The 22,749-nt window shown below is 36.3% G+C and carries 18 protein-coding genes; 16 read left to right on the top strand and 2 right to left on the bottom strand.

Annotated features, from left to right (window positions below; genetic code table 11):
* Positions 1–27 precede the first annotated feature (27 nt).
* The 16 genes from RM51_RS13860 to RM51_RS13785 all read left to right on the top strand — a co-directional run bounded on the left by RM51_RS13860 (position 28) and on the right by RM51_RS13785 (position 20,332).
* Positions 28–1,050 carry a pectinesterase family protein gene (locus RM51_RS13860; protein WP_039370751.1) on the top strand — a complete coding sequence of 341 codons (1,023 nt, stop codon included), beginning with the start codon at positions 28–30 and terminating at the stop codon, positions 1,048–1,050.
* A 39-nt stretch (positions 1,051–1,089) separates the two neighbouring features.
* Positions 1,090–2,502, top strand: coding sequence for a pectate lyase family protein (locus tag RM51_RS13855; protein ID WP_039370748.1), 1,413 nt, complete (start codon positions 1,090–1,092; stop codon positions 2,500–2,502).
* Positions 2,503–2,550: 48 nt separating this feature from the next.
* Positions 2,551–3,546, top strand: coding sequence for a DUF4861 family protein (locus RM51_RS13850; protein WP_039371073.1), 996 nt, complete (start codon positions 2,551–2,553; stop codon positions 3,544–3,546).
* 11 nt (positions 3,547–3,557) lie between these two features.
* Positions 3,558–4,817, top strand: a complete 1,260-nt coding sequence (locus RM51_RS13845) for a glycoside hydrolase family 88/105 protein (protein ID WP_039370745.1) — start codon at positions 3,558–3,560, stop codon at positions 4,815–4,817.
* 51 nt (positions 4,818–4,868) lie between these two features.
* A complete protein-coding gene (locus RM51_RS13840) occupies positions 4,869–6,512 on the top strand; it encodes a glycoside hydrolase family 43 protein (protein WP_039370743.1) in 1,644 nt (547 codons plus the stop codon).
* Positions 6,513–6,647: 135 nt separating this feature from the next.
* Positions 6,648–7,493, top strand: a complete 846-nt coding sequence (locus RM51_RS13835; RefSeq protein WP_039370740.1) for a rhamnogalacturonan acetylesterase — start codon at positions 6,648–6,650, stop codon at positions 7,491–7,493.
* A gap of 1 nt (position 7,494) precedes the next feature.
* The gene (locus tag RM51_RS13830; protein ID WP_039370737.1) at positions 7,495–9,162 is read left to right on the top strand and encodes a glycoside hydrolase family 28 protein; all 1,668 of its coding nucleotides are present in this window, start codon (positions 7,495–7,497) and stop codon (positions 9,160–9,162) included.
* Between the two features lie 148 nt (positions 9,163–9,310).
* On the top strand, positions 9,311–10,222 hold the full coding sequence (locus RM51_RS13825) for an alpha/beta hydrolase (RefSeq protein WP_039370734.1): 912 nt from the start codon (positions 9,311–9,313) through the stop codon (positions 10,220–10,222).
* Positions 10,223–10,414: 192 nt separating this feature from the next.
* Complete coding sequence (locus tag RM51_RS13820) at positions 10,415–11,392, top strand: pectinesterase family protein (protein ID WP_039370731.1); 978 nt, start codon at positions 10,415–10,417, stop codon at positions 11,390–11,392.
* 257 nt (positions 11,393–11,649) lie between these two features.
* On the top strand, positions 11,650–12,387 hold the full coding sequence (locus RM51_RS13815; protein ID WP_039370728.1) for a rhamnogalacturonan acetylesterase: 738 nt from the start codon (positions 11,650–11,652) through the stop codon (positions 12,385–12,387).
* Positions 12,388–12,610: 223 nt separating this feature from the next.
* Complete coding sequence (locus RM51_RS13810) at positions 12,611–12,952, top strand: cupin domain-containing protein (RefSeq protein WP_039370725.1); 342 nt, start codon at positions 12,611–12,613, stop codon at positions 12,950–12,952.
* Positions 12,953–13,024: 72 nt separating this feature from the next.
* On the top strand, positions 13,025–13,930 hold the full coding sequence (locus RM51_RS13805; protein ID WP_039370721.1) for an alpha/beta hydrolase: 906 nt from the start codon (positions 13,025–13,027) through the stop codon (positions 13,928–13,930).
* A 36-nt stretch (positions 13,931–13,966) separates the two neighbouring features.
* A complete protein-coding gene (locus tag RM51_RS13800; protein WP_039370718.1) occupies positions 13,967–14,872 on the top strand; it encodes an alpha/beta hydrolase in 906 nt (301 codons plus the stop codon).
* Between the two features lie 33 nt (positions 14,873–14,905).
* Positions 14,906–17,380 carry a glycoside hydrolase family 95 protein gene (locus tag RM51_RS13795; RefSeq protein WP_039370715.1) on the top strand — a complete coding sequence of 825 codons (2,475 nt, stop codon included), beginning with the start codon at positions 14,906–14,908 and terminating at the stop codon, positions 17,378–17,380.
* Between the two features lie 275 nt (positions 17,381–17,655).
* Positions 17,656–18,945, top strand: coding sequence for a nucleoside hydrolase-like domain-containing protein (locus tag RM51_RS13790; RefSeq protein ID WP_084111141.1), 1,290 nt, complete (start codon positions 17,656–17,658; stop codon positions 18,943–18,945).
* Between the two features lie 268 nt (positions 18,946–19,213).
* The gene (locus RM51_RS13785; protein ID WP_039370709.1) at positions 19,214–20,332 is read left to right on the top strand and encodes a pectate lyase family protein; all 1,119 of its coding nucleotides are present in this window, start codon (positions 19,214–19,216) and stop codon (positions 20,330–20,332) included.
* Between the two features lie 99 nt (positions 20,333–20,431).
* Here RM51_RS13785 and pelA read toward each other — a convergent pair whose 3' ends face one another.
* Positions 20,432–21,454 (bottom strand): pectate lyase, encoded by a 1,023-nt coding sequence (pelA, locus tag RM51_RS13780; RefSeq protein WP_039370706.1) that lies wholly within the window; start codon positions 21,452–21,454, stop codon positions 20,432–20,434.
* Positions 21,455–21,464: 10 nt separating this feature from the next.
* On the bottom strand, positions 21,465–22,643 hold the full coding sequence (locus RM51_RS13775) for a DUF4861 family protein (RefSeq protein ID WP_039370704.1): 1,179 nt from the start codon (positions 22,641–22,643) through the stop codon (positions 21,465–21,467).
* Between the last annotated feature and the right edge of the window lie 106 nt (positions 22,644–22,749).

The raw sequence follows: 22,749 nt of genomic DNA, 5'->3' as shown, positions 1-22,749 counted from the left end.
GTCTGTATTTTAACTAAAAATTTTTCAATGAAAACTTCCACTTTTCTTAAAAATTTAACATCACTTTCAATCTTTTCAATCATCTTGCTAAGTCTTCTTTCTTTTAAAACTGCTGATAAAACGATCGTGGTTTCAAAAGACGGAAAAGGCAACTTTACCACAGTACAGCAAGCCATTGATGCGGTTGAAAATGGTTCTTCCATAAGAACAAAAATTTTAATTAAAGCAGGAACTTACAAAGAAAAAATCATCATTCCGGACACAAAGGGCGCAATTTTACTGGAAGGTGAAAATCCTCAAACGACCATCATCACTTATGATGATTTTGCTTCAAAAAAGAATTCGGAAGGAAAAGATATTGGGACAACAGGTTCTTCTACCATTTTCATCTATTCTAATGACTTTACAGCAAAGAATATTTCATTTGAAAACAGTTCTGGAAGAGTCGGACAAGCAGTGGCAGTATTAACTTCAGGAGACAGAATAGCATTTGAAAATTGCAGGCTCCTGGGAAATCAGGACACTTTATATTTAAAAGGAGTACAGGATTCACCGGACAAAACAAAACCCTCAAGAAATTATTTTAAAAACTGCTATATCGAAGGTACGACTGACTATATTTTCGGAGCGGGAACTGGTGTTTTTGAAAACTGTACAATTTATTCAAAAGAAACAGCAAGCTACGTAACGGCCGCTTCTACTCCACAGGAAAACCAATTCGGATTTGTTTTTATCAATTCAAAAATCATTGGAAATGCAAAAGAAAATTCAGTCTATTTAGGAAGACCATGGAGACCTTTTGCCAAAACGGTTTACATTGATTGTGAGATCAACTCAACTATCAAACCTGAAGGATGGCACAACTGGAGCAAGCCCGATGCTGAAAAGACCACTTTCTACGCAGAATTTAATTCAAAAGGAGCAGGATCAGATAGTACTAAAAGAGTTCCGTGGTCACATCAATTAACAAAAGAAGAAAGTAAAAAATACAAAACCTATATTATTTTAAAAGGAAAAGATAACTGGAACGTTAAGAAAAATTTGAAATAAGCCAATCTAAAACCTCAACAAACCAAAGGATTTTCAGTCATGAAAAAACATCTCACAAAACTCTTCACAATAGGAATTTTATGCGGTATTTCCACATTAATTAACGCTCAGAATGTTTTAAGCTTTCCTGGTGCAGAAGGTTTTGGAAGATATACAACAGGTGGTCGTGGCGGAAAGATTTATGTTGTGACCAAACTTTCGGATGACGGTTCAGAAGGAACTTTACGATATGCACTAGATCAAAAAGGTTCGAGATATATTGTATTTAAAACAGGAGGAACCATTTACCTTGAATCTCCTTTAAAAATAAAAGAAGGCGACGTTACCATTGCCGGGCAAACCGCTCCCGGAGACGGAATCACCATTGCCAATTATGAAACATTTGTTGGAGCTGATAATGTGATTATCCGTTATATGCGTTTCAGAATGGGTGACCAGAAAAATTTTGAAGGCGATGCGTTGGGCGCGAGATTCATTAAAAATCTGATCGTTGATCACTGCTCAATGAGTTGGTCAACAGATGAAACGGTTTCTATTTATGTAAACGAAAATACAACGCTTCAATGGTGTATGATTACAGAAAGTCTCAGAAATTCTGCGCATCAGAAAGGAGCTCATGGCTATGGTGGAATTGCAGGAGGAAAATTCGCCTCTTTTCATCATAATCTCTATGCTCACCACGACAGCAGAAATCCTAGATTGGGAGAATATGCGGGAAGTAAATTTGCATTGACAGACCTTACCGATTTCAGAAACAATGTCATTTACAACTGGGGACATAACAACGTTTATGGCGGTGAAGGAATGAATGTAAATATTGTCAACAATTATTACAAACCGGGACCTGCGACAATGACTAAACAACGAATTGTTGCCATCGACAAAAATGAAAAACCGGAGACTGAAGTTTACAATATTTGGGGTAAATATTACATCAACGGAAATTTAGTTGAAGGCAATCCGGAAATATCGAAAGACAATTGGACACAAGGTGTTTTTGCACAGATGAAGTCTTCTTACAACTTAACGGAAAAAGATAAAAATGACATAAAAATCAATCAGCCTCACGATATTCAAAATAATGTAAAAACAGATGCTCCGAAAGAAGCTTATGATAAAGTTTTACAGATTGGAGGAGCAAGTCTTGTAAGAGACGCTGTTGATGTACATGTCATAAAAGATGTAAAAAACGGAACTTTCAAATACAAAGGTTCCAAAGGAAGCACCAACGGAATCATCGATTCTCAAAAAGATGTCGGTGGATTTCCAGAATTAAAACAAGGTAAACCTCTACCCGATTCGGATAATGACGGAATGCCTGATGAATGGGAAATTAAAAATCATTTAGATCCAAAGCTTGCCAACGCCAACGGAAGAGATTTAGATAAAAACTACGATAATATTGAAGTCTATTTTAATGATATAGTGAAGAAAATAACCGAAAAACAATAAAATAACCATGAAAACTCTTTATTAATCGGTTATCTAATGAAAAATATTATGAAACTTAAAGTGTTTAAAATATTAATTGCAGGGGTATTTATAACTTCAAATCTTTCAGCACAGACTTCTGTGATTGAAAGCATTAAAAAGAACCCAAATAAAAGCTTTTCTTACGCTGAGCTTTCCGTAAAAGAAGGCGGAAAATGGGACGGTAATAAGTACATTGGTGGAACTTTCAAAAATATTCAGGAACTTACGCTTCCCGAATCGCACACTGACCATTCTACGTACATCAGATACGAAGGAATTGGTTTAGAAAATAACCAAATCGCGTACAGATTGTATTTGGACTGGAGAAATGCAACCGATATTTTCGGTAAAAAAGTAAATACGTTGGTTTTACCTGAAGTAGGACAAGACGGCTTTGAATCTTATCATCATGATGCAACTTGGGGACAAGACGTTTTGAAATCCGGTCGTACCATTGGCGTTGGCTCTTACGGAAGATATGATGAACAAAATGATTTTGTTGAAACTTTTAAAATCGTAAAAAATACCACGGTAAAAGTTGTCAATGAAAAAGAGCAATCTTACGCTACTATCAATTACAAAGGCTGGAAAACTTGGGGTGATGCAATCGATCTACAATCTAAACTCACAATTTTCAACAAAGATCGCTTTGTAAAAGTAGATTTAAATTTAAGTAATACCATTTCAGGATTATGTACCGGAATTGTTGCTATTAAAAACATTCCGTTAAAACAAGGAATCAGTCAAAATAAAAAATGGGCTTATATTGCCACGTACGGTAACCAAACCGAAACCAAAAAAGACGACAATCTGGGAATGGCAGTCTTCTACCCTCTCGAAAACTTTGATAAATATGTGAAAACAAAATCTACCCATACCATCGTTTTCAAGAAAACAAAAAATGTATCCTATTACTTTTTGGGAGCCTGGTCTTTGGAGCCTAATGGTTTAACAACAGAAGAGTCTTTTTATCAGGATTTAGATAAAAAACTGGAAATTTTAGATAAAAACAACCAACTTTAAAATTAGAACTCATGAATTTCATTAATCATAAAATAAAAGCATACGCTGTTGCAGTCTTAGGTTCTGGAATGTTCTTAGCTTGCGCTCAAACAAAATCTGTAGCTCCGGCAAAACCAGCTACAGAAACTGCAAAATCCGGAAAAGTAGTCCCTACCAATTTGAAATGGTCAGAAAGAATGATGCTTTCCGAAATGCACCGTTTCCCGGAAGCTTGGATGCTTGACTTCAGTAAAAGTCCGAAATGGACCTATCCATCAGCAATTGTTTTGGATGGTGCCGAAAAAATATATGCAAAAACTGGTAAAAAAGAATATTACGATTACATCAGTAATTTCGGAAAAGACCTGATCAAAGAAGACGGTACCATTCTTACCTACGATCTTGATAAGTATAATATCGATATGCTTAATAGCGGAAATGTTCTTCTTTATCTTTACGAAAAAGAGAAAAAAGATAAATACCTGAAAGCGCTTCAAACGCTTCGTTTACAAATTGACGGGCAACCAAGAACAAATGAGGGGTCTTTCTGGCACAAAAAAATCTATCCTTATCAGGTTTGGTTGGATGGGTTGTATATGGGAATGCCTTTCTATACTCATTACACTCATGATTTTGTAAAAGGAGCAGATGCTACAAAAGCATATGATGATATTATGCTGCAGTTTGATTCCGTTCAGAAAAATCTTTTAGACAAAAAAACAGGATTACTGTATCACGCTTGGGATGAAAGCAAACAGGAAGCTTGGGCTAATAAACAAACAGGGCTTTCGCCAAACTTCTGGGGAAGAGCAATGGGTTGGTACGGAATGGCAATGGTAGATGTATTGGATTATTTACCTAAAGACCATCCGGGAAGAGCGAGATTAATTTCTTACATCAAATCTTACGCAGATGCGGTGATTAAAGTTCAGGATAAAAAATCCGGTCTTTGGTATCAGGTATTGGATAAACCTTTAGAAAAAGGAAATTATGAAGAAGCTACGGCATCATCAATGTTTGTTTATACTATTATCAAATCAGTAAATGAGGGTTATCTTCCAAAATCATACAAAGCCGCAGCAAAAAAAGGCTACGACGGAATTATCAAAAATTTAATTACTGTTGATGAAAACGGTGTGGTTAACTTAAACAAATGTTGTGCAGTTGCCGGATTAGGAGGAAAACCTTACAGAGACGGTTCTTACGAATATTATGTAAATGAAGAGATCCGTTCCAACGACGGAAAAGGAACAGGACCATTTATCTTGGCAAGTTTGGAATTTGAAAAGTAAGACTAAAACCTGTAACCTAATTCCTATCACCTAAATAATGAATCTGATTTTATGAAGACAAAAAACATTTTAAATATATTTTCAGTAACCATTTTTTCAATTGCATCAAACTATTTGAACGCACAGGAAAAAAACTACGTTTCCGAAGTCTGGACTGCCGATCAGGGAAAGAATTACAAAAACCCAATCCTTTACGCAGATTATTCTGATCCGGATGCCATTCGTGTAGGGGAAGATTACTATATGACAGCATCCAGTTTCAATGAAACTCCCGGATTACCGATTCTTCACTCAAAAGATATGGTAAACTGGAAATTAGTGAATTATGCAATACAGGATGTGTTACCTAAAGAACATTTTTCAGTTCCAAGAAGAGGAGATGCTGTTTGGGCACCAAGTATGCGTTTTCATAAAGGAGAATTCTACATTTATTGGGGCGATCCTGATTTCGGAATTTATATGGTGAAGACCAAAGACCCACTTGGAAAATGGGAAGAACCCGTTTTGGTCATGGAAGGAAAAGGATTAATTGATTCTTGTCCGTTTTGGGACGAAGACGGAAATGCTTATTTAGTTCATGGTTGGGCAGGAAGCCGTGCCGGAGTAAAAAGTATTCTGACCCTTAATAAAATGAATCCTGAAGGAACAAAAGTCTTGGATAAAGGCGTTCATGTTTTCGACGGTCACGAATCTCATCCGACGGTTGAAGGTCCTAAAATGTATAAAAGAAACGGATACTACTACATTTTTGCACCGGCAGGCGGAGTGGCTACAGGTTGGCAACTGGTATTAAGATCAAAAAATATTTATGGTCCTTATGTAGAAAAAGTTGTATTAGAACAAGGTACAACAAAGATCAACGGACCTCATCAGGGAGCCTGGGTAGATACCCCTTCAGGTGAAGATTGGTTCTATCATTTTCAGGATGTGGATGCAGGAGGACGAATTATCCACTTACAGCCAATGAAATGGGAAAAGGACTGGCCTGTTATGGGAATTGACAATAATAAAAACGGAATCGGAGAACCGGTTTTAACCTATAAAAAACCAAACGTAGGGCAAACTTATCCTATCGTTACTCCACCGGAAACTGATGAATTTGATGGTGAAAAATTAGGCATACAGTGGCAATGGAGTGCGAACGAAAATATCGTTTGGTCTTCCAAACTTCCCGGACAGAAATTCTTAAGATTATTCTCTATAAAAGTTCCTGAAGGCGAAAAAAACTTATGGAACGTTCCGAATCTATTAACTCAAAAATTTCCGGCTCCTAATTTTGCAGCATCTACAAAAGTTAAATTAGCTCCGGAAGATGCCAAAGAAGGAAAAACCGCAGGGCTTTTAGTAATGGGATTAGATCATCAATCGATTGTGATCACCAACAAACCTGACGGATTCTACCTTCAGTTAAGAAGAGCTGAAAAAGCAGATAAAGGAGGTGAGGAAAAAGTTTTATTCGAAACCAAATTAAAAGGAAACGAAGCGTATTTAAAAGTGAATGTAAACGAACCAAACGGTTTATGCCAGTTCAGCTACAGCGAAAACGGAAAAAATTTCACAAAAGTAGGTGACGTTTTTCAGGCAAAACCAGGAAAATGGATTGGTGCTAAAGTCGGTTTATACAGTATAAGCACTGCAAAAGCACCACGTGGAGGATATGCAGATTTCGATTGGTTTAGAATTACTAAAAATTAAATTTTAAAGTTCTCGCAGATTTAGCAGATAACGCAGATGTTTATGTTGATTTTTTTAAGTTTTAAAAACTATGCACAATCATTTGTGCAAATCTGTGAAATCCGTGGGAGAAAAGAAAGATTTTGAAATAAATTAATGAACAAAAAAATTTACAATATAGTTTCATTTTTATTCGTCGTTTTGCTGTTGTCTGCATGCCAATCACAAACTAATGCTCAAAAGACAGCGGCAAAGCGCAATAAAAAAGTTACCCATATATACCTCATCGGAGACTCTACGATGGCGGATTATACCGGAAATTACGAACCCGGAAAAGACTATATGAAAGTCCGTTACCCAATTACAGGATGGGGACAAGTTTTTCAGCCGTTTTTTGTAAAAGATGGTTTAACATCTTTACGACCTGCTATTACAACTGATTCTGTTGCGATTATCGACAAAGCGCATGGCGGAAGAAGCACAAGAACATTTTTTCAGGAAGGAAGATGGAGATATGTTTACGAACATTTACAGCCAAACGATTATGTCATTATGCAATTCGGACATAATGACGGTTCAGAAAAAAATCCGGAACGCTATGTAAATATTGAAGGGTATAAAGAATTTTTAAGATTGTTTGTAACCCAAACCAAACAAAAAGGAGGAAATCCGATTATTCTGACTCCGGTTGCCAGAAATTACCCTTGGAAAGACGGAAAATTGGAAAATGTACACGGAGAATATGGGCAGGCTCCCATTGATATTGCCAAAGAAATGAATGTTCCATATATCGATTTAAACAAACTTTCAATGGAATATTTTACTAAAAAAGGACAGGATTTCACAACCAGCCATTACTTCATGAATCTTCCGGAGAATGTGTACGAAGCCTATCCGAAAGGCCAAAAAGACAACACCCATTTTCAGCCGGATGGTGCAAAAGCAGTGGCATCAATAGTATATCAGGAATTTAAAAAAGTAATTAAAACTCAAAAAAAATAAAATGAAGAAGTCTCTTAAAGTGATCGGTTTAGTAGCAGCAATGATGTTTTCAGGGCAAATCTATGCTCAGAATCTGGATATTTATAAAAACATTGAGTTTAAAATGCCTCAGGTTACAGAAACGTCATTTGCAGCCAACACAGTTTCCATCACACAATATGGTGGTGTTTCGGGAGGAAATGTAAAAAATACCGAAGCTTTCAAAAAAGCAATTGAAGACCTTAGCAAAAAAGGCGGTGGGAAATTAGTCGTTCCGAGAGGAATGTGGTTAACAGGTCCTATTGAGTTAAAAAGCAACATCAATCTTCATGTAGAAGAAGGAGCATTTATCGTTTTCAGTAAAGATAAAAACGATTATCCTTTGGTAGACGTAAGCTTTGAAGGATTAAATACAATCCGTTGCCAATCTCCTATTTCCGCAAAAAATGCAACCAATATTGCCATCACGGGAAAAGGAGTAATCGACGGAAGCGGTGATGCATGGAGAGCGATCAAAAAAAGCAAAGTTTCAGAATCTGAATGGAAAAATATCGTAAAATCCGGCGGAATTCTATCAGCAGACGGTAAAAACTGGTACCCTTCAGAAAGTTATAAAAAAGGATTTGAAAGCAGCTCAAGCTTCAATGTTCCAGATAAAATTTCTAAAGATGAATTAACAACAGTAAAAGATTTCCTTCGTCCGGTAATGGTAAGCTTGGTAGGTTGTGACAAAGTGTTGTTAGACGGACCTACTTTCCAAAACTCTCCTGCCTGGAATCTTCACCCATTAATGTGTTCAAACGTTATTTTAAGAAACCTTACCGTTAGAAACCCTTGGTTTTCTCAAAATGGTGACGGGGTAGATTTAGAATCTTGTAAAAATGTTTTGATCTATGACAATACGTTTGATGTTGGTGACGATGCGATCTGTATTAAATCAGGAAAAGATCAGGACGGAAGAAAAAGAGGAGTGCCGACTGAAAATGTAATCATTAAAAACAATGTCGTATACCATGGTCACGGAGGTTTTGTGATCGGAAGCGAAATGTCTGGAGGAGCGAGAAATATTCACGTTTCCGACTGTACTTTCATTGGAACAGATATCGGGCTTCGTTTCAAAACGACTCGTGGAAGAGGAGGAATTGTTGAAAATATTTACATCAAGAATATTGATATGATTAATATTCCGACTCAGGTAATCGGATTCAATATGTTCTATGAAGGAGCTTCACCGGTGCTTGAAGACGGACAAAAACAAGAAGGAAACAAAGCTCCGGAAAAAGTGTATGCTGTAACGGAAGAAACCCCGATTTTCAGAAATATTTACTTTAAAAACATCAGTGCAGTGAATTCTGATGAAGCAATTACCCTATTTGGTTTGGCTGAAATGAACCTTAAAAATATTGTGATTGAAGATTCTCAGTTTGAAACGAGAAAAGCTTTAACGATCGTAGATGCAGACGGAATTCAGTTGAAAAATGTAAAACTGAAATATGCTGAAGGAACAGGGGCAACCATTTACAACAGTAAAAATATTAACCTTTCTACCGTGAAATTTGAATCAGCCAATAAACCGGTTGTAAAAGTATTAGGAAACAAAACGGGAGCAGTATTGTTACCGAAAGAAGTAACATCCGATAAAAATTCACTTTCTATCGGAACAGATGTAGCGAAAAATGCAGTTAAATAAATGTATCAATGAATTAAACCATTAAGATTAATTAAGTGAATAAGAATATTTAAGTGCCTTTGCTCTAAGGTAATATCAAAATGATTTTCTTAAATAAACTTAATTTTTTCAATCTTTTTAATGGTTCAAAATTTTAAAATTTGACAACATGATTTTTAACAGAAAACATACTTATATTTCTATTTTTTTTGTGGGGACAATGGCATTCGGGCAGGTCAATCGACCGAATGCTACTCCTTACACAAACGAAGGAACCTTTGAAAAATTCAAGAAAAAATATCCTTTCATCACCCCTATCGACCGACCGGTTCCACAAAACATCAAAGTCGATAAAGATGTAGAATATACCAATATCAACGGACTTTCTTTAAAAGCAGATGTTTATTATCCTTTAGATAAATCAAAAAAATATCCGGGAATTGCCATGGTTCATGGTGGTGGATGGGTTTCAGGAAGTAAGGATAATGAAAAGTTTATGGCCATGGAACTGGCTTCAAAAGGCTATGTGGTAATCGCTATCGGTTATCGATTAGCTGATGTTGCCAAATATCCTGCCGGAGTCGAAGATATTGAAACAGGAATTCAATGGTTAAAGAAAAACCACTCAACATACTCTTTGAATAAAAAGAAAATGGTGGTTTTGGGAGAATCTGCAGGAGCACAAATTGCAACTTTGGTTGGCGTTAAGAAAAAGAATAAACTTCAGGCTATTGTAAATGTTGATGGTGTTGTTTCTTTTGTTCATGAAGAATCCGGAAAAGAAGGAACCTACGATGCGTATTGGCTGGGTTATCAGCAAAAAGACAATCCGAAAATCTGGAAAGAAGCTTCTCCATTGGAGTATGTGGATCAAAATACACCTCCTACCCTTTTCATCAACAGTTCACAACCCCGTTTTCACGCAGGACGTGATGATATGATGAAAAAACTGAAGAGCTATAATATTCCAACAGAATTTCACGAGATCAAAGATACTCCGCATTCATTCTGGTCGGCAGAACCTTGGTTTACAGAAACTTTGAATTTGACATTGGACTTTTTAAATAAAGTTTTGAAGTAATAATTTTAAACGCAAAGATTTATAAACAATAATATTAAATCTTTAAGAGGGCAAAGAAAGCGACAAGTCGCTGATGAAGCTAAATGATAATGCGTCTGCTTAATAAAAATCAATACATTGATTTCTCCTTTGCTCACTAAAAATCTGCAACCAGAAAAAACAAACTTTGCGTCAAAAAAAATAATTCAACCTATGAAAAAATTATTTTTAATTCTCCTCCTTTCAGCAGCAAATTTTCTCTTTGCAGGAAATGAACCCTACATAAAAATTACCGTTGCCAAAGACGGAAGCGGAGATTTCACCACCATTCAGAAAGCAATAAACTCCATCAGAGATTTAGGACCGGGAGAAGCATTGGTTTTTATTAAATCCGGAACGTATAATGAAAAAGTGATTATTGGTTCGTCGAAACATAAAATCACTTTAGAAGGCGAGAATAAAGACAATACTATCATTACCAACAATGATTTTTCAGGAAAAAAAGATTCGTTTAATGAAAAAATGACGACATTCAATTCCTACACTTTACTGGTAATGGGTGATGATATTAAAATCAGTAATCTGACCATTCAGAACTCTTCCTGCAACGAAGGACAAGCGGTTTCTCTCCATGTGGAAGGTGACCGTTTTGTGATTAAAAACTCCAATATTTTAGGTTGTCAGGACACAATTTATTCCGCAACCAATCACAGCAGACAATATTTTGAAAACTGTTATATCGAAGGAACGACTGATTTTATTTTCGGACAAGCCACCGTTGTTTTTAAAAACTGTACCATTAAAAGTTTAGCCGATTCTTATATCACCGCAGCAGCGACAGAAGCCGACAGACAATATGGTTTTGTCTTTTTTGACTGTACATTGATTGCTAAAGAAGGGATCACCAAAGTCTATCTGGGAAGACCGTGGCGACCTTACGCGAAAACTGTTTTCATCAACACCGAAATGGGAAAACACATTCTTCCCGAAGGCTGGAACCCATGGAAAGGTGACAAAATGTTCCCGGATAAAGAAAAGACTGCTTATTACGCCGAATCCGGAAGCAAAGGAGAAGGCGGAAACACTTCAAAACGCGTGAGCTGGTCGCATCAATTGACCAAAAAAGAGTCGAAAAATTATACTGTTGAAAAAATATTCAACGGCTGGAACCCAAACATGAGTAATAAGTAATAGGCAATGAATAATTATAAGCATAGCTAAATTGACATAGGAAAATGGAGCGTTAAGAAAATTAGTTCTGTGAACGTTAAGAAGATTCTACTGTTTGAGCGCGATAAAAAAATTTAACTGAAAGACAAATCTTGAATTCGCGCGAGTTTTAGAATTTTTAGAGAGCAGAAATAATTTTTAGCGGAATTTTTCAAGTCTTGAACTTTTGATTCTTTTGTTTCAAGACAAAAGAATATTAATTAAAAATTTATTTTAAAATGAAAAAAATACTTTTAACATTCTGCATTTGTTTAGCAACATTCTTATTTGCACAACAAAAACCAACCCTTTTCCTAATCGGTGATTCCACCATGGCCAACAAAGAAAATCCGGATAAAAATCCTGAACACGGATGGGGACAGGTGTTACCACAATTTTTTACTACTGGAATTGAAATTCAGAATCACGCGATGAACGGAAGAAGTTCAAAAAGCTTCAGAACGGAAGGAAGATGGGATAAAGTGGAAAAACAATTGAAAAAAGGAGATTTTGTCATCATTCAGTTTGGGCATAATGACCAGAAATTAAAAGATTCAACAAAATTCACCAATCCTTACACGCAGTACAGAGCCAATCTGGAAAGATATGTGAACGAAGCCAGAGCAAAAGGAGCGATCCCCATTCTGATGACTTCTATTGTAAGAAGAAACTTCAATGAAAATGGAGTTTTAATCGATACCCACAAAGAATATCCTTTGGTAGTAAGAATGGTAGCCAATGATTTGAAAGTTCCGTTTGTAGATATGCAGTTATTAACTGAACAACTGGAAGTTTCTTACGGTCCTGAAAATTCAAAAAAACTGCACCTGCATTACAAAGAAGGAGAAGATCCTTATTATCCGAAAGGAAAAGATGATGATACCCATTTATCAACATTGGGAGCAGAATCTATTGCTAAATTGGCGGTGAAAAATCTGAAGACTTTAAAAATCGGACTGGAAAAGTATATTAAATAGTTACCAACAAACTACACAGATTTTCACAGATGACAACTTTAAAAATCAGCGTAATCTGCAAAATCAGCGAAAGAAAAATAATTAGCTTGTCATTCAGAGCGGAACGAAGTAAAGAGTAGAATCTAGGCCAATTAATTCAACAGAGAATTTTCAAAGTCTAGATTCCGACGGAATGACAAACTAAATAAATAATTTAGATTTAAAATTCAAAAACATACAAAAAATGAATTTCAAAAAAGCCCCCTTCTTTGACGGTAATTCCGAATGGGAAGATTTAGGAGACGGAGTTTCAAGACAATTTGTCGGGTACAATTCTCAGGTGATGATGGTGATTGTAAAATTTGAAAAAGATGCTATTGGTGCTTTACATCAGCATTTTCATTCTCAGATTACGTATGTTGCAGAAGGAAAATTTGAAGTAACTGTGGATGGTGAAACGAAAATATTGCAAAAGGGTGACGGATTTTTTGCCCAACCTAATATTTTCCATGGAGTAAAATGTCTGGAAGCAGGACAACTGATTGATGCTTTTACCCCATTCAGAGAGGATTTCCTTAAAGATTAATTAAAAAAATTAAAGCTCATAGATTTTTGTAACCTATGAGCTTTATCTATACTTCACCAAAATCAAAAGGTTATGAAAAAAATTAATTTTCTACTAGTCATTTTCCTTTTCATTCAATTATCCGCACAGGAAAAAATCAATGTTTGGCCAAAAGGAGAAATGCCGAATTCCAAAGGTCTGAACTTAAAAATAGAAGAGCAAAAAGAAGGAACGATCACTCAGATTAAAGAAACCGAACTTTTTGCTTTTTTACCTCCAAAAGAAGACCGGAAGAAAATGGCGGTGATTGTCATTCCGGGAGGTGGATATTATAAACTTACTTATGACCAGGGAGGTTTTCAAAATGCCAAATGGCTGAATACTTTAGGAATTTCAGCGTTTGTTCTTAATTACAGACTGCCTATTTCTCCGGACGTCAAACAAAGAGAGCTGGCTCCGTTGCAGGACATTCAGGCGGCTATAAAATACATCAGGAAAAATGCAGCCCAATGGGGAATTTTTCCTGATCAGATCGGAGTGTTGGGAACTTCCGCAGGAGGACATTTGGCTGCAATGGCAAGTAATATCACAACAGATTATACAGAATTAAAAGGAGACTGGACCTCTGTTTCTACTCTACCGAATTTTGCCATTTTAATTTCTCCCGTGATCGATTTGGGAGAATTTGCCCATGTCGGAAGCCGCAACAGCCTTCTGGGCGAAAATGCCATTCAGGAAAAAATCAAAGAATATTCCATGCAGAATCAGGTGACGCAAAAAACACCACCGACCCTACTGCTTCATGCCCAAAATGATAAAACTGTTCCCGTAATGAACAGTCTGCTTTATTATCAGGCAATGACTAAAAATAAAGTAAAAGGAGCCCTTTTTGTCTTTCCTGAAGGTGAACACAGAATCGGGGTGATCAATAAATCGGAATTAACTGATCATTGGAAAAAATTATGTTCTGATTGGCTGAAAACCATAGATAATAAGTAACAAAGTTTCAAATTCTGTTTTGTAAAAGCATTTACAATGAAAAAAATATTCTCAATCGTCATTATTTTTCTCTCACTTCATATTTCTGCACAGGAAAAAATTACAGTTTGGCAAAAAGGTCAGATGCCAAATTCGAAGGGATTACAATTAAAAATTGAAGAAGAAAAAGAAGGACGGATTACTCAGATTCAGGAAGCCGAACTTTTTGCTTTTTTACCCCCAAAAGAAGACCGAAAAAAAATGGCAGTTATTGTCATTCCGGGTGGTGGTTACAGACATCTTACGTATGATTTGGGAGGTTTTCAATATGCAAAATGGCTGAATACTTTAGGAATTTCAGCATTTGTTCTCAATTACAGACTTCCTACTTCTCCCGACCTTAAACAAAGAGAAATCGGTCCTTTACAGGATGTTCAGGCGGCCATAAAATTACTGAGAAAAAAGGCAGATCAATATGGCATTTCTCCTGATCAGATAGGAGTGTTGGGAACTTCCGCGGGAGGACATTTGGCTGCAATGGCAAGTAATATCGCAACAGATTACACAGAATTAAAAGGAGATTGGGAAAATTTATCAACAATTCCGGATTTTGCGATTCTGGTTTCTCCGGTGATCGATCTGGGAGAATTTGCCCATAAAGGAAGCCGGATCAATCTTTTAGGAGAAAATGCTTCTCAGGAAAAGATCAAAGAATATTCTATGCAAAACCGGGTGTCAGAAAAAACACCTCCAACCGTTTTGTTTCATGCACAAAATGACCCCGCCGTTCCGGTTATTAACAGTATACTATATTATGAAGCTATGATTAAAAATAAAGTAAAAGGAGCCCTGTTCATTTTTCCTGAAGGAGAGCATAATATCGGAATCACCAACAAATCTGAACTGACAGATAACTGGAAAAAACTGTGCTCTGACTGGCTGAAAACGATTGGCAATAAGTAATGAGTAATTTTAAAATTTTCATATAATCTAAAAATGCTGAAGATCATTCAACATAAAATATTTTTGCTGGCTTGCGGAACCATTATTTCGGTTTCGGTTCATGCACAGCAGAATTTAAAACTGATGTACAACAAGCCGGCAGAAAACTGGAACGAAGCTTTACCGATCGGAAACGGAAAGTTAGGAGCTATGGTTTTCGGAGGTGCTTCTCAGGAACATCTACAGCTCAACGAAGAAACAATCTGGGCAGGAGAACCGGGAAATAATGTTCCGAAAAACACCTTCGACAGTATACAGAAAATCAGAAAACTGTTGAATGAAAGTAAATTTCAGGAAGCACAAAATGTTTCCAACAGAACATATCCAAGACAGGCTCCGAAAGATTTAAATTACGGAATGCCTTATCAGACGATGGGCGATTTGTTTTTAGATTTTAAAGGACATGAAAAAGTGAAAAACTACAACAGGTCTTTAGATATTGAAAAAGCACTCAGCGCCGTTTCTTATGAAGTAAATGGGGTAACTTTCAAACGTGAGATCTTCTCCTCTTTTGTGGATAATGTGATTATCATCAAACTTTCTTCCAGCAAAAAAGGCAGTTTAAACTTCTCCATAAATGCTTCTACTCCACACTTACAGAAATCTATTTTCACAGAGAAAAACCAATTAGTCATCAATGGAACAAGTGGTTCTGTGGATAATAAAACCGGAAAAATCAATTTTAAAACGGTCGCTTTTCCTGTGTTGAAAGGAGGAAAATTAACCTCAACAAAAGATCAATTAGAAATTTCCGGAGCTGATGAAGTGGTAATTTATGTTTCTATTGCAACGAATTTCAAAAAGTACAATGACCTTTCCGGAAATCCTGATGCAAGAGTTTCAGAATATTTACAATCCGCTTTAAACAAAAAATATGATACTGAGCTAAAGGCTCACATTGAAAAATACCAGAAATACTTCAAACGGGTAAGCTTAGATCTGGGAACTTCTGAACAGGCGAAAAAGACAACCGATATCAGAATCAAAGAATTCGGAACTTCGAGCGATCCCGATTTGGTAGCTTTATATTTCCAGTTCGGGCGCTACCTTTTAATCTCGTCTTCACAACAGGGAACTCAGCCCGCCAATCTTCAGGGAATCTGGAATTACCAGTTGAATCCGGCTTGGGACAGTAAATATACCGTGAACATCAACACGGAAATGAATTACTGGCCTGCGGAAAATACGAATCTGAGTGAAATGCATGAACCTTTATTCGACATGATTCAGGATCTGTCGGTAACGGGACAGGAATCTGCAAAAGAAATGTATCACGCAAGAGGCTGGAATATGCATCACAACACCGATCTATGGCGAATCACAGGAATTGTTGACGGTGGTTTCTACGGAATGTGGCCAATGGGCGGAGCTTGGTTAACACAGCATATCTGGAATCATTATTTATATTCCGGAGATAAAGAATTTTTAAAGAAAAACTACGCCGCTTTAAAAGGTTGCGCTTTATTTTATCTGGATGTTCTTCAGCAGGATCCTTCCAAACAATACCTTGTTGTTTCCCCTTCTATGTCTCCTGAAAACACGTATATGAAGAGCGTCGGAATTACAGCCGGAACAACCATGGACAATCAATTGGTTTTTGATGTTTTTAATAATTTCATCAATGCTTCAAAAATTTTAAATGAAGCTAAAAATCTTTCGGAGGAAGTAAAATCAGCTTTAAGCAAACTTCCGCCTATGCAGATTGGGCAACACGCTCAATTGCAGGAATGGCTGAAAGATATGGACAGAACCGACGATAAACACAGACATATTTCGCATCTTTACGGCCTCTTCCCTTCCGGACAAATCTCTCCGTTCAGAAATCCTGATCTTACAGAAGCTGCAAAAAATTCAATGACCTACAGAGGAGATAAATCTACAGGTTGGTCAATGGGATGGAAAGTGAATTGGTGGGCAAGATTACTGGATGGAAACCGTGCTTTTAAATTAATTTCAGATCAATTGACTCCCGCACCGATGGAAACCAAAGGTCAGTCCGGAGGAACGTATCCCAATCTTTTAGATGCGCATCCCCCTTTCCAGATTGATGGAAATTTTGGCTGTACTTCAGGTATTGCAGAGATGTTATTACAAAGCTATGATGGGTATCTTTACATTTTACCGGCACTTCCGGATGCTTTACCTAATGGTTCTGTAAAAGGACTGAAAGCAAGAGGCGGTTTTGAAATTGATATTGACTGGAAAAATTCTAAATTAACAAAATTGGTTCTAAGATCTACTCTGGGAGGAAATGTGAGAATCAGAGTGGCAAAGAATTTAAACTTAAAATCTAAAACAAATTTAACCTCAGCAAAAGGGGAAAATCCAAACGAATACTATCAGGTAAATTCTATTAAAACACCTTTAGTTTCAGAGAAAGCTCAATTAAAAGGATATTCGGTTCCCGAAACTCAGGTTTTTGATTTTGCTACGGAGAAAGGAGGAACGTATACTTTTGAAGTGAAATAAAGTTTTGCTTTTCCTAGATGTATAGCAACGGAAATACCTTATTGATTTTTAACGCAAAGATTATATTGATGCTAAATATTATTTTAGAAGGCAAAGACAAATAAAATTTGCTTCGCGAAGCGTGGAAAACATAGCTTCATCAAATCAACTTGTTGATTATTTTCTTGGCTCACTTTAATATACAGTATTAAAAAAAAACTTTGCGTTAAAAAAATTAGCTCCGATTTTAAGAAACTCTTAGACTCCAACCTCTCCTATCAAATTTTATTACCATCATGAAGAAAATCATTCACTTACTGATCATTACTTGCAGTATTATTGGTATTAAAGCGCAAAAATCAATTGCAGAAAAACCAAGAATACTCATAAGTACAGATATCGGAGGTACAGATCCGGATGACAATCAATCAATGACCCATCTATTAATGTATGCTGATAAATTCAATATTGAAGGGTTGGTTTCCTCTCCATCTTTCGGAGATGGTAGCAAGGAAGAAATTGTAAAAATGATTAATCTTTACGAAAAAGACTTACCAAAACTAAAAAAACACAGTTCAGGCTTTCCTTCCCCATCCTATCTTCGTTCAATTTCAAAACAAGGGTTACGTGGAAATGCGCCTTTCGAAGGGTTTTCAAAATCAACGGAAGGTTCGGAATGGATTGTAAAGTCCGCCAGAAAAAAATCTGCTCAACCATTATGGGTTTTGGTTTGGGGTGGTTTGGAAGATGTTGCTCAGGCTTTACATGATGCACCTGATATTAAGAATAAGATTAAAATCTACTGGATCGGCGGACCCAATAAAAAATGGAGTGCCAATTCCTATTCTTATCTTGTGAAGAATTTTCCTGATCTCTGGTTTATTGAAGTCAATTCTACCTATTATTCTTTCTTCTCTAAAAATGATGACCCCAATATTCTGAAAAGTACGGAATATTATGACCATTACATCAAAGGATATGGAGCGATGGGAAAAGACTTCAAAAATTACTACAATGGTGAGGTGAAAATGGGTGACAGTCCTTCTCTTTTTTATTTGATGAATGGAAACCCTGAAGATCCCACCGGAGAAAGCTGGGGTGGAAGTTTTGAAAAAATAAAATACAGTCCGAACATTATTGTTGACGGTATAAAAGGAACTTCTGACGATATTGCATTTTGCTCATTAATTGAATTTCATTTTAAAGGTCCTCTATTAAAGGAAAATTCAGGAAAAGTTCCTTTTTATATGGAAACGATGCATAAGAAAGATATTCAAAAATGGCCCGGTTCTTATCTCGGAGATGGAAATTACGCTTTGAAATATGCTCCTAAAGCCACAGAAACTCTTAACTATAAATTTGTTTCCGATATTCCGGAACTTAACAATCATGAAGGAAAATTAAACATTGTCAATCTTTGGCCGGGAAAACAGCACAACACAGATTATCCATTAGGCAACACTTGGTTTACAGATCAGTCTGATCCCGCTCTTTTTGAAGGAAAATACCAAGGTGGAAAAACAATTGTTAAATGGAAAAACGATATTCTTCTTGATTGGGCAAAACGCTGGGAATGGCTTAAATAAATACTATTTAACAAATAATAAAACGTAAATCTCCCATAGATTTCAAAATTACATAGATTATTTTCTGTTAATTTTGAGATTTGCAGGAATTTTATTTAAAAAACTCATTTTATTCAAATATTTTAAATAAATAATAAAATGCAACCGATTGAATTAATTAAATTAATAACATTATAATTATATAAATATTAATATGTTAAAATATAAAACATTTACATATTAAATATATAATTTTACACCTGTATCAAATAACAACAAAATTATTACTATGAAAAAAACATTGAAAGCTGCCATTCTGATGGTAGCTCTGAGCTCAACTTTTGCCTTAACCGGATGCGGACAGGAAGACATCAAAACTGATCTTACAGAAAATCCGAACAGCCTTACCATGAATGACATTCTTGAGACCAATGCAGTTGTTCCTTTAGCGAATTGCGTTGCTCCGGGATGGGCTTCTCAAAACGGGGGAACAACTGGAGGCGGAACCGCTGCAGAAACAACAGTTACCACGTATGCTCAACTAAAAGCAGCTATTGAAAATACCGCCGTAAAAGTGATCAAAGTAACCGGAACCATTACCATCACAGCACGTTTATCATTTCAGGATCAGAGTGGAAAAACAATCTACGGAACAAGTGGTGCAAAATTGGTGTCTACCGATCAGACAAAAGACGGTTCAGGAATTATCAACATTAAAAGATGTGACAATATCGTTATCAGAAATCTGATTTTTGAAGGACCGGGAGCCTATGATACAGACGGTTGGGACAACGCTATTTTAGATGATTGCCGAAATGTTTGGATCGATCACTGTGAATTCAGAGATGGTGTTGACGGGAATTTCGACATTAAAAACAAATCGGATTATATCACGGTTTCTTATACTAAATTTCATTATTTAAAAGCTCCGAAAGCAGGAGGTTCAGGCGGAACAGACGACCACAGATTCTCTAATCTTATCGGTTCCAGCGATTCCTCTACAACAGATGTAGGAAAACTAAATGTAACATTCGTTCGTTGCTGGTGGGCTCCGGGATGCAGAGAGCGTATGCCAAGAGTGAGATTTGGAAAAATCCATATCGTGAACAGCTATTTCAACAGCACCGTAAGCAATAAATGTATTGCAGCAGGAGTTCAGGCTAACATTCGTGTAGACGGAAACGTTTTTGAAAATGTAAAAGAGCCTATCAATTTAATGAGCGGATACACCGCAGTAACTGTGACTTCAAACAACACTTTTACGAATGTTACAGGAAATACGGCAGGAAGCGGAACAGCATTTACTCCACCATATTCTATCCCGACTTTATCTTTATCATCTGTAAAGTCTGACGTAACAGCCAATGCTGGTGCAACTCTTACAGGAAACATCTGTAATTCTTTATAATTAAACACTATAAAAACAAGAAAGACTGAGAAATTTCTCAGTCTTTTTTTATTTTTAATAAGCTCTTTTTTTACTAAATATTCCGAGAACCTAAATGAACTAGTTATCAGAAATTTTATTTTTTTCCAACCATTTTGGATATTCTTTTCCTAAGAGTTTCTCTGCAAAATCACCATACCAACTGTACCCATTTCTTCTTTCTTCCGAAACTTCATTGTAATTATATTTTACACTTCCATCTCGGTCTCCAAAAAGAGGTTTGTTATTGTTAACGTCATAAAATCTCGCCCAGATTACAGATTTTTTATCTTCCGTCAACGTTCGGACAGCTTTTCCGTTCACTTTTGAAACATTGTAGCTATAGCCTTCAATTTTATTTTGTCTAAACCATTTTACCGCAGATTTTATTGATTTTTCAACTTCGGGAGTTACTGACTGCAACATTAAAAAACGTACAATCCCAACTGACTCTCCTGTTGCCAACGAAATCGGTTCGAAAGCTCTGGCTTTATCGGGTTGTAAAGTCACTTCGTTATACTGATCTCCCCAAATGGTCGGAGTTCCTTTTTGTAATACCTGAGTTTTTAAAATACAGTCAATTCCTCTTTTAACCGCATCTTTTGATTTTTCTTTTAATTTTGAATCGACAACATCGAAATCATTTTTACCTTCCGCTACATTGTACAACACCGTCAAAGCATTAATCATCGCATTGTCATTGTATGTCACCTGCTTTCTATACAACCCTGTATTCGGATAATATTGCGGAAAACCTCCGTTTTTATACTGCATTAAAAGAAGATAGCTGATTCCTTTTTCTGCCGCTTTCAAATATTCAGGATTTTTTGTCGTTGAATATGCCTTGATCAAAGCATTAATTTCCTTTGAAGTGGCATTATTATCAATGGTTGCATGATCATCCCCTGTAGATTTTATTTTTCTTAAAAGATCTTTATCTAACGGTAAACTGTAATTGACTACAGATTTATCTTCCAGCTGTTTTCCCCAACCTCCAATTGGAAGCTGATAGATCAACATTTTTTCTGCTAAAGTATCTTTTACCTGAGCGGAAAGGTTAACGGCAGTTAACCCAAAAGCGAATACGTATATTTTTAATTTCATCCTTAAAATATTATTTAACCTTTATTTCTAAAGGATTTGCTATAATCTGAGCCTGTTTTTGCAACATATTTTCCCAATCTTTCTGTGTTTGAATTTGTCCGCTTTTCTGCCATGTAAATCCGGCATAATAAGTCAGTTTTTTTTGAGGTTTTGTAACAACCAACAAATTACTCTGATCCGGAATTTCAGATTTAAAAGCCATTGATTTTTCTACGATATTAGGATCAACAACTATTCCTTCTCCCACAAAAGCATCATCAATTTTCTCCCAATGCAAATAATACCCGTTTTTATCATTCAGCTTTGCTTCCCCTTCATTCTTATGAAGCGTAATTCCGATCGTATAATTCGGAACCGGCTTTTCAGCTTCAAAAGTCGATTCAAATTTTGAAAAATTAGAACCCAGATCCAGAGAAATTCTCTTTGTTTCCTTCACTCCAAACTCACTCCATGGATTATAAGTTAATTCAAAGACCGTTCTCAACGGGCCCTCTGCGATTGTTTTGGAGGTGACGAAATTTTGCGAAACCTGAAGCTTTTCATCTTTCCAGATTCCAATTCCTCCTGTTCCACGACTGTCTCCTACTTGATAAGGATCATAACCTTCTCCTCTCGTATCTCTGTGATAATACATCGGATCAGTCAAATATCCTTTATACCATTCGTTAATGATTGATTTATCAGTTCTTTTCAGCCAAATATCCACTCCACTTGAAAGCGTACTACCTTTTACTCCAGCCAAAGCCTCCTGTTGTCCTTTCGGGCCATACACTCGGAATGCAATTTTATCATTTTCCCAAGTATAATCATCCACACGTTCAGGAACCAACCTTGAATATGTAGTCACATTACTTACCGGTATCTGAGTTTTTCCATCCGCAACAATAGTATAAAAAGTAGTCTTTTTCCCTTCCACTTTCGCTTGAAAAAGCAGTTCATCACTCTTCCCGTCTCCATTGTTATCCATCCACTGAATCGTAAGATAATTATTTTGAGCATCCTTAATTCTAAGATCTGACTCTTTATTTTTCCCTAAAAACGACTTCAAGTGGCCCACCGGAATCGCAACCACTTCATTTCGTGCAAAATCCTGAGTATTTTTCACCTGAATAGAAGTTTGTGCATCTATAAAATTCGCAGTAATGCAAACGATTGCACAACTTAATCCAAGTCTTGATTTTTTATTCATAACTCTAAAACGTTATTTTCCCAAAAATAGAAATAATTCAGGGAATGAATATATAAATTAACTTAAAAATTGCTTAAATAAATTAACTGAACTTGCAACTATTTTT

The sequence above is a fragment of the Chryseobacterium taiwanense genome, assembly GCF_000813825.1.
Taxonomy (GTDB): domain Bacteria; phylum Bacteroidota; class Bacteroidia; order Flavobacteriales; family Weeksellaceae; genus Chryseobacterium; species Chryseobacterium taiwanense.
Note: the sequence above shows the minus strand (reverse complement) of the source record. Positions and strands in the feature narration are given on the sequence as shown.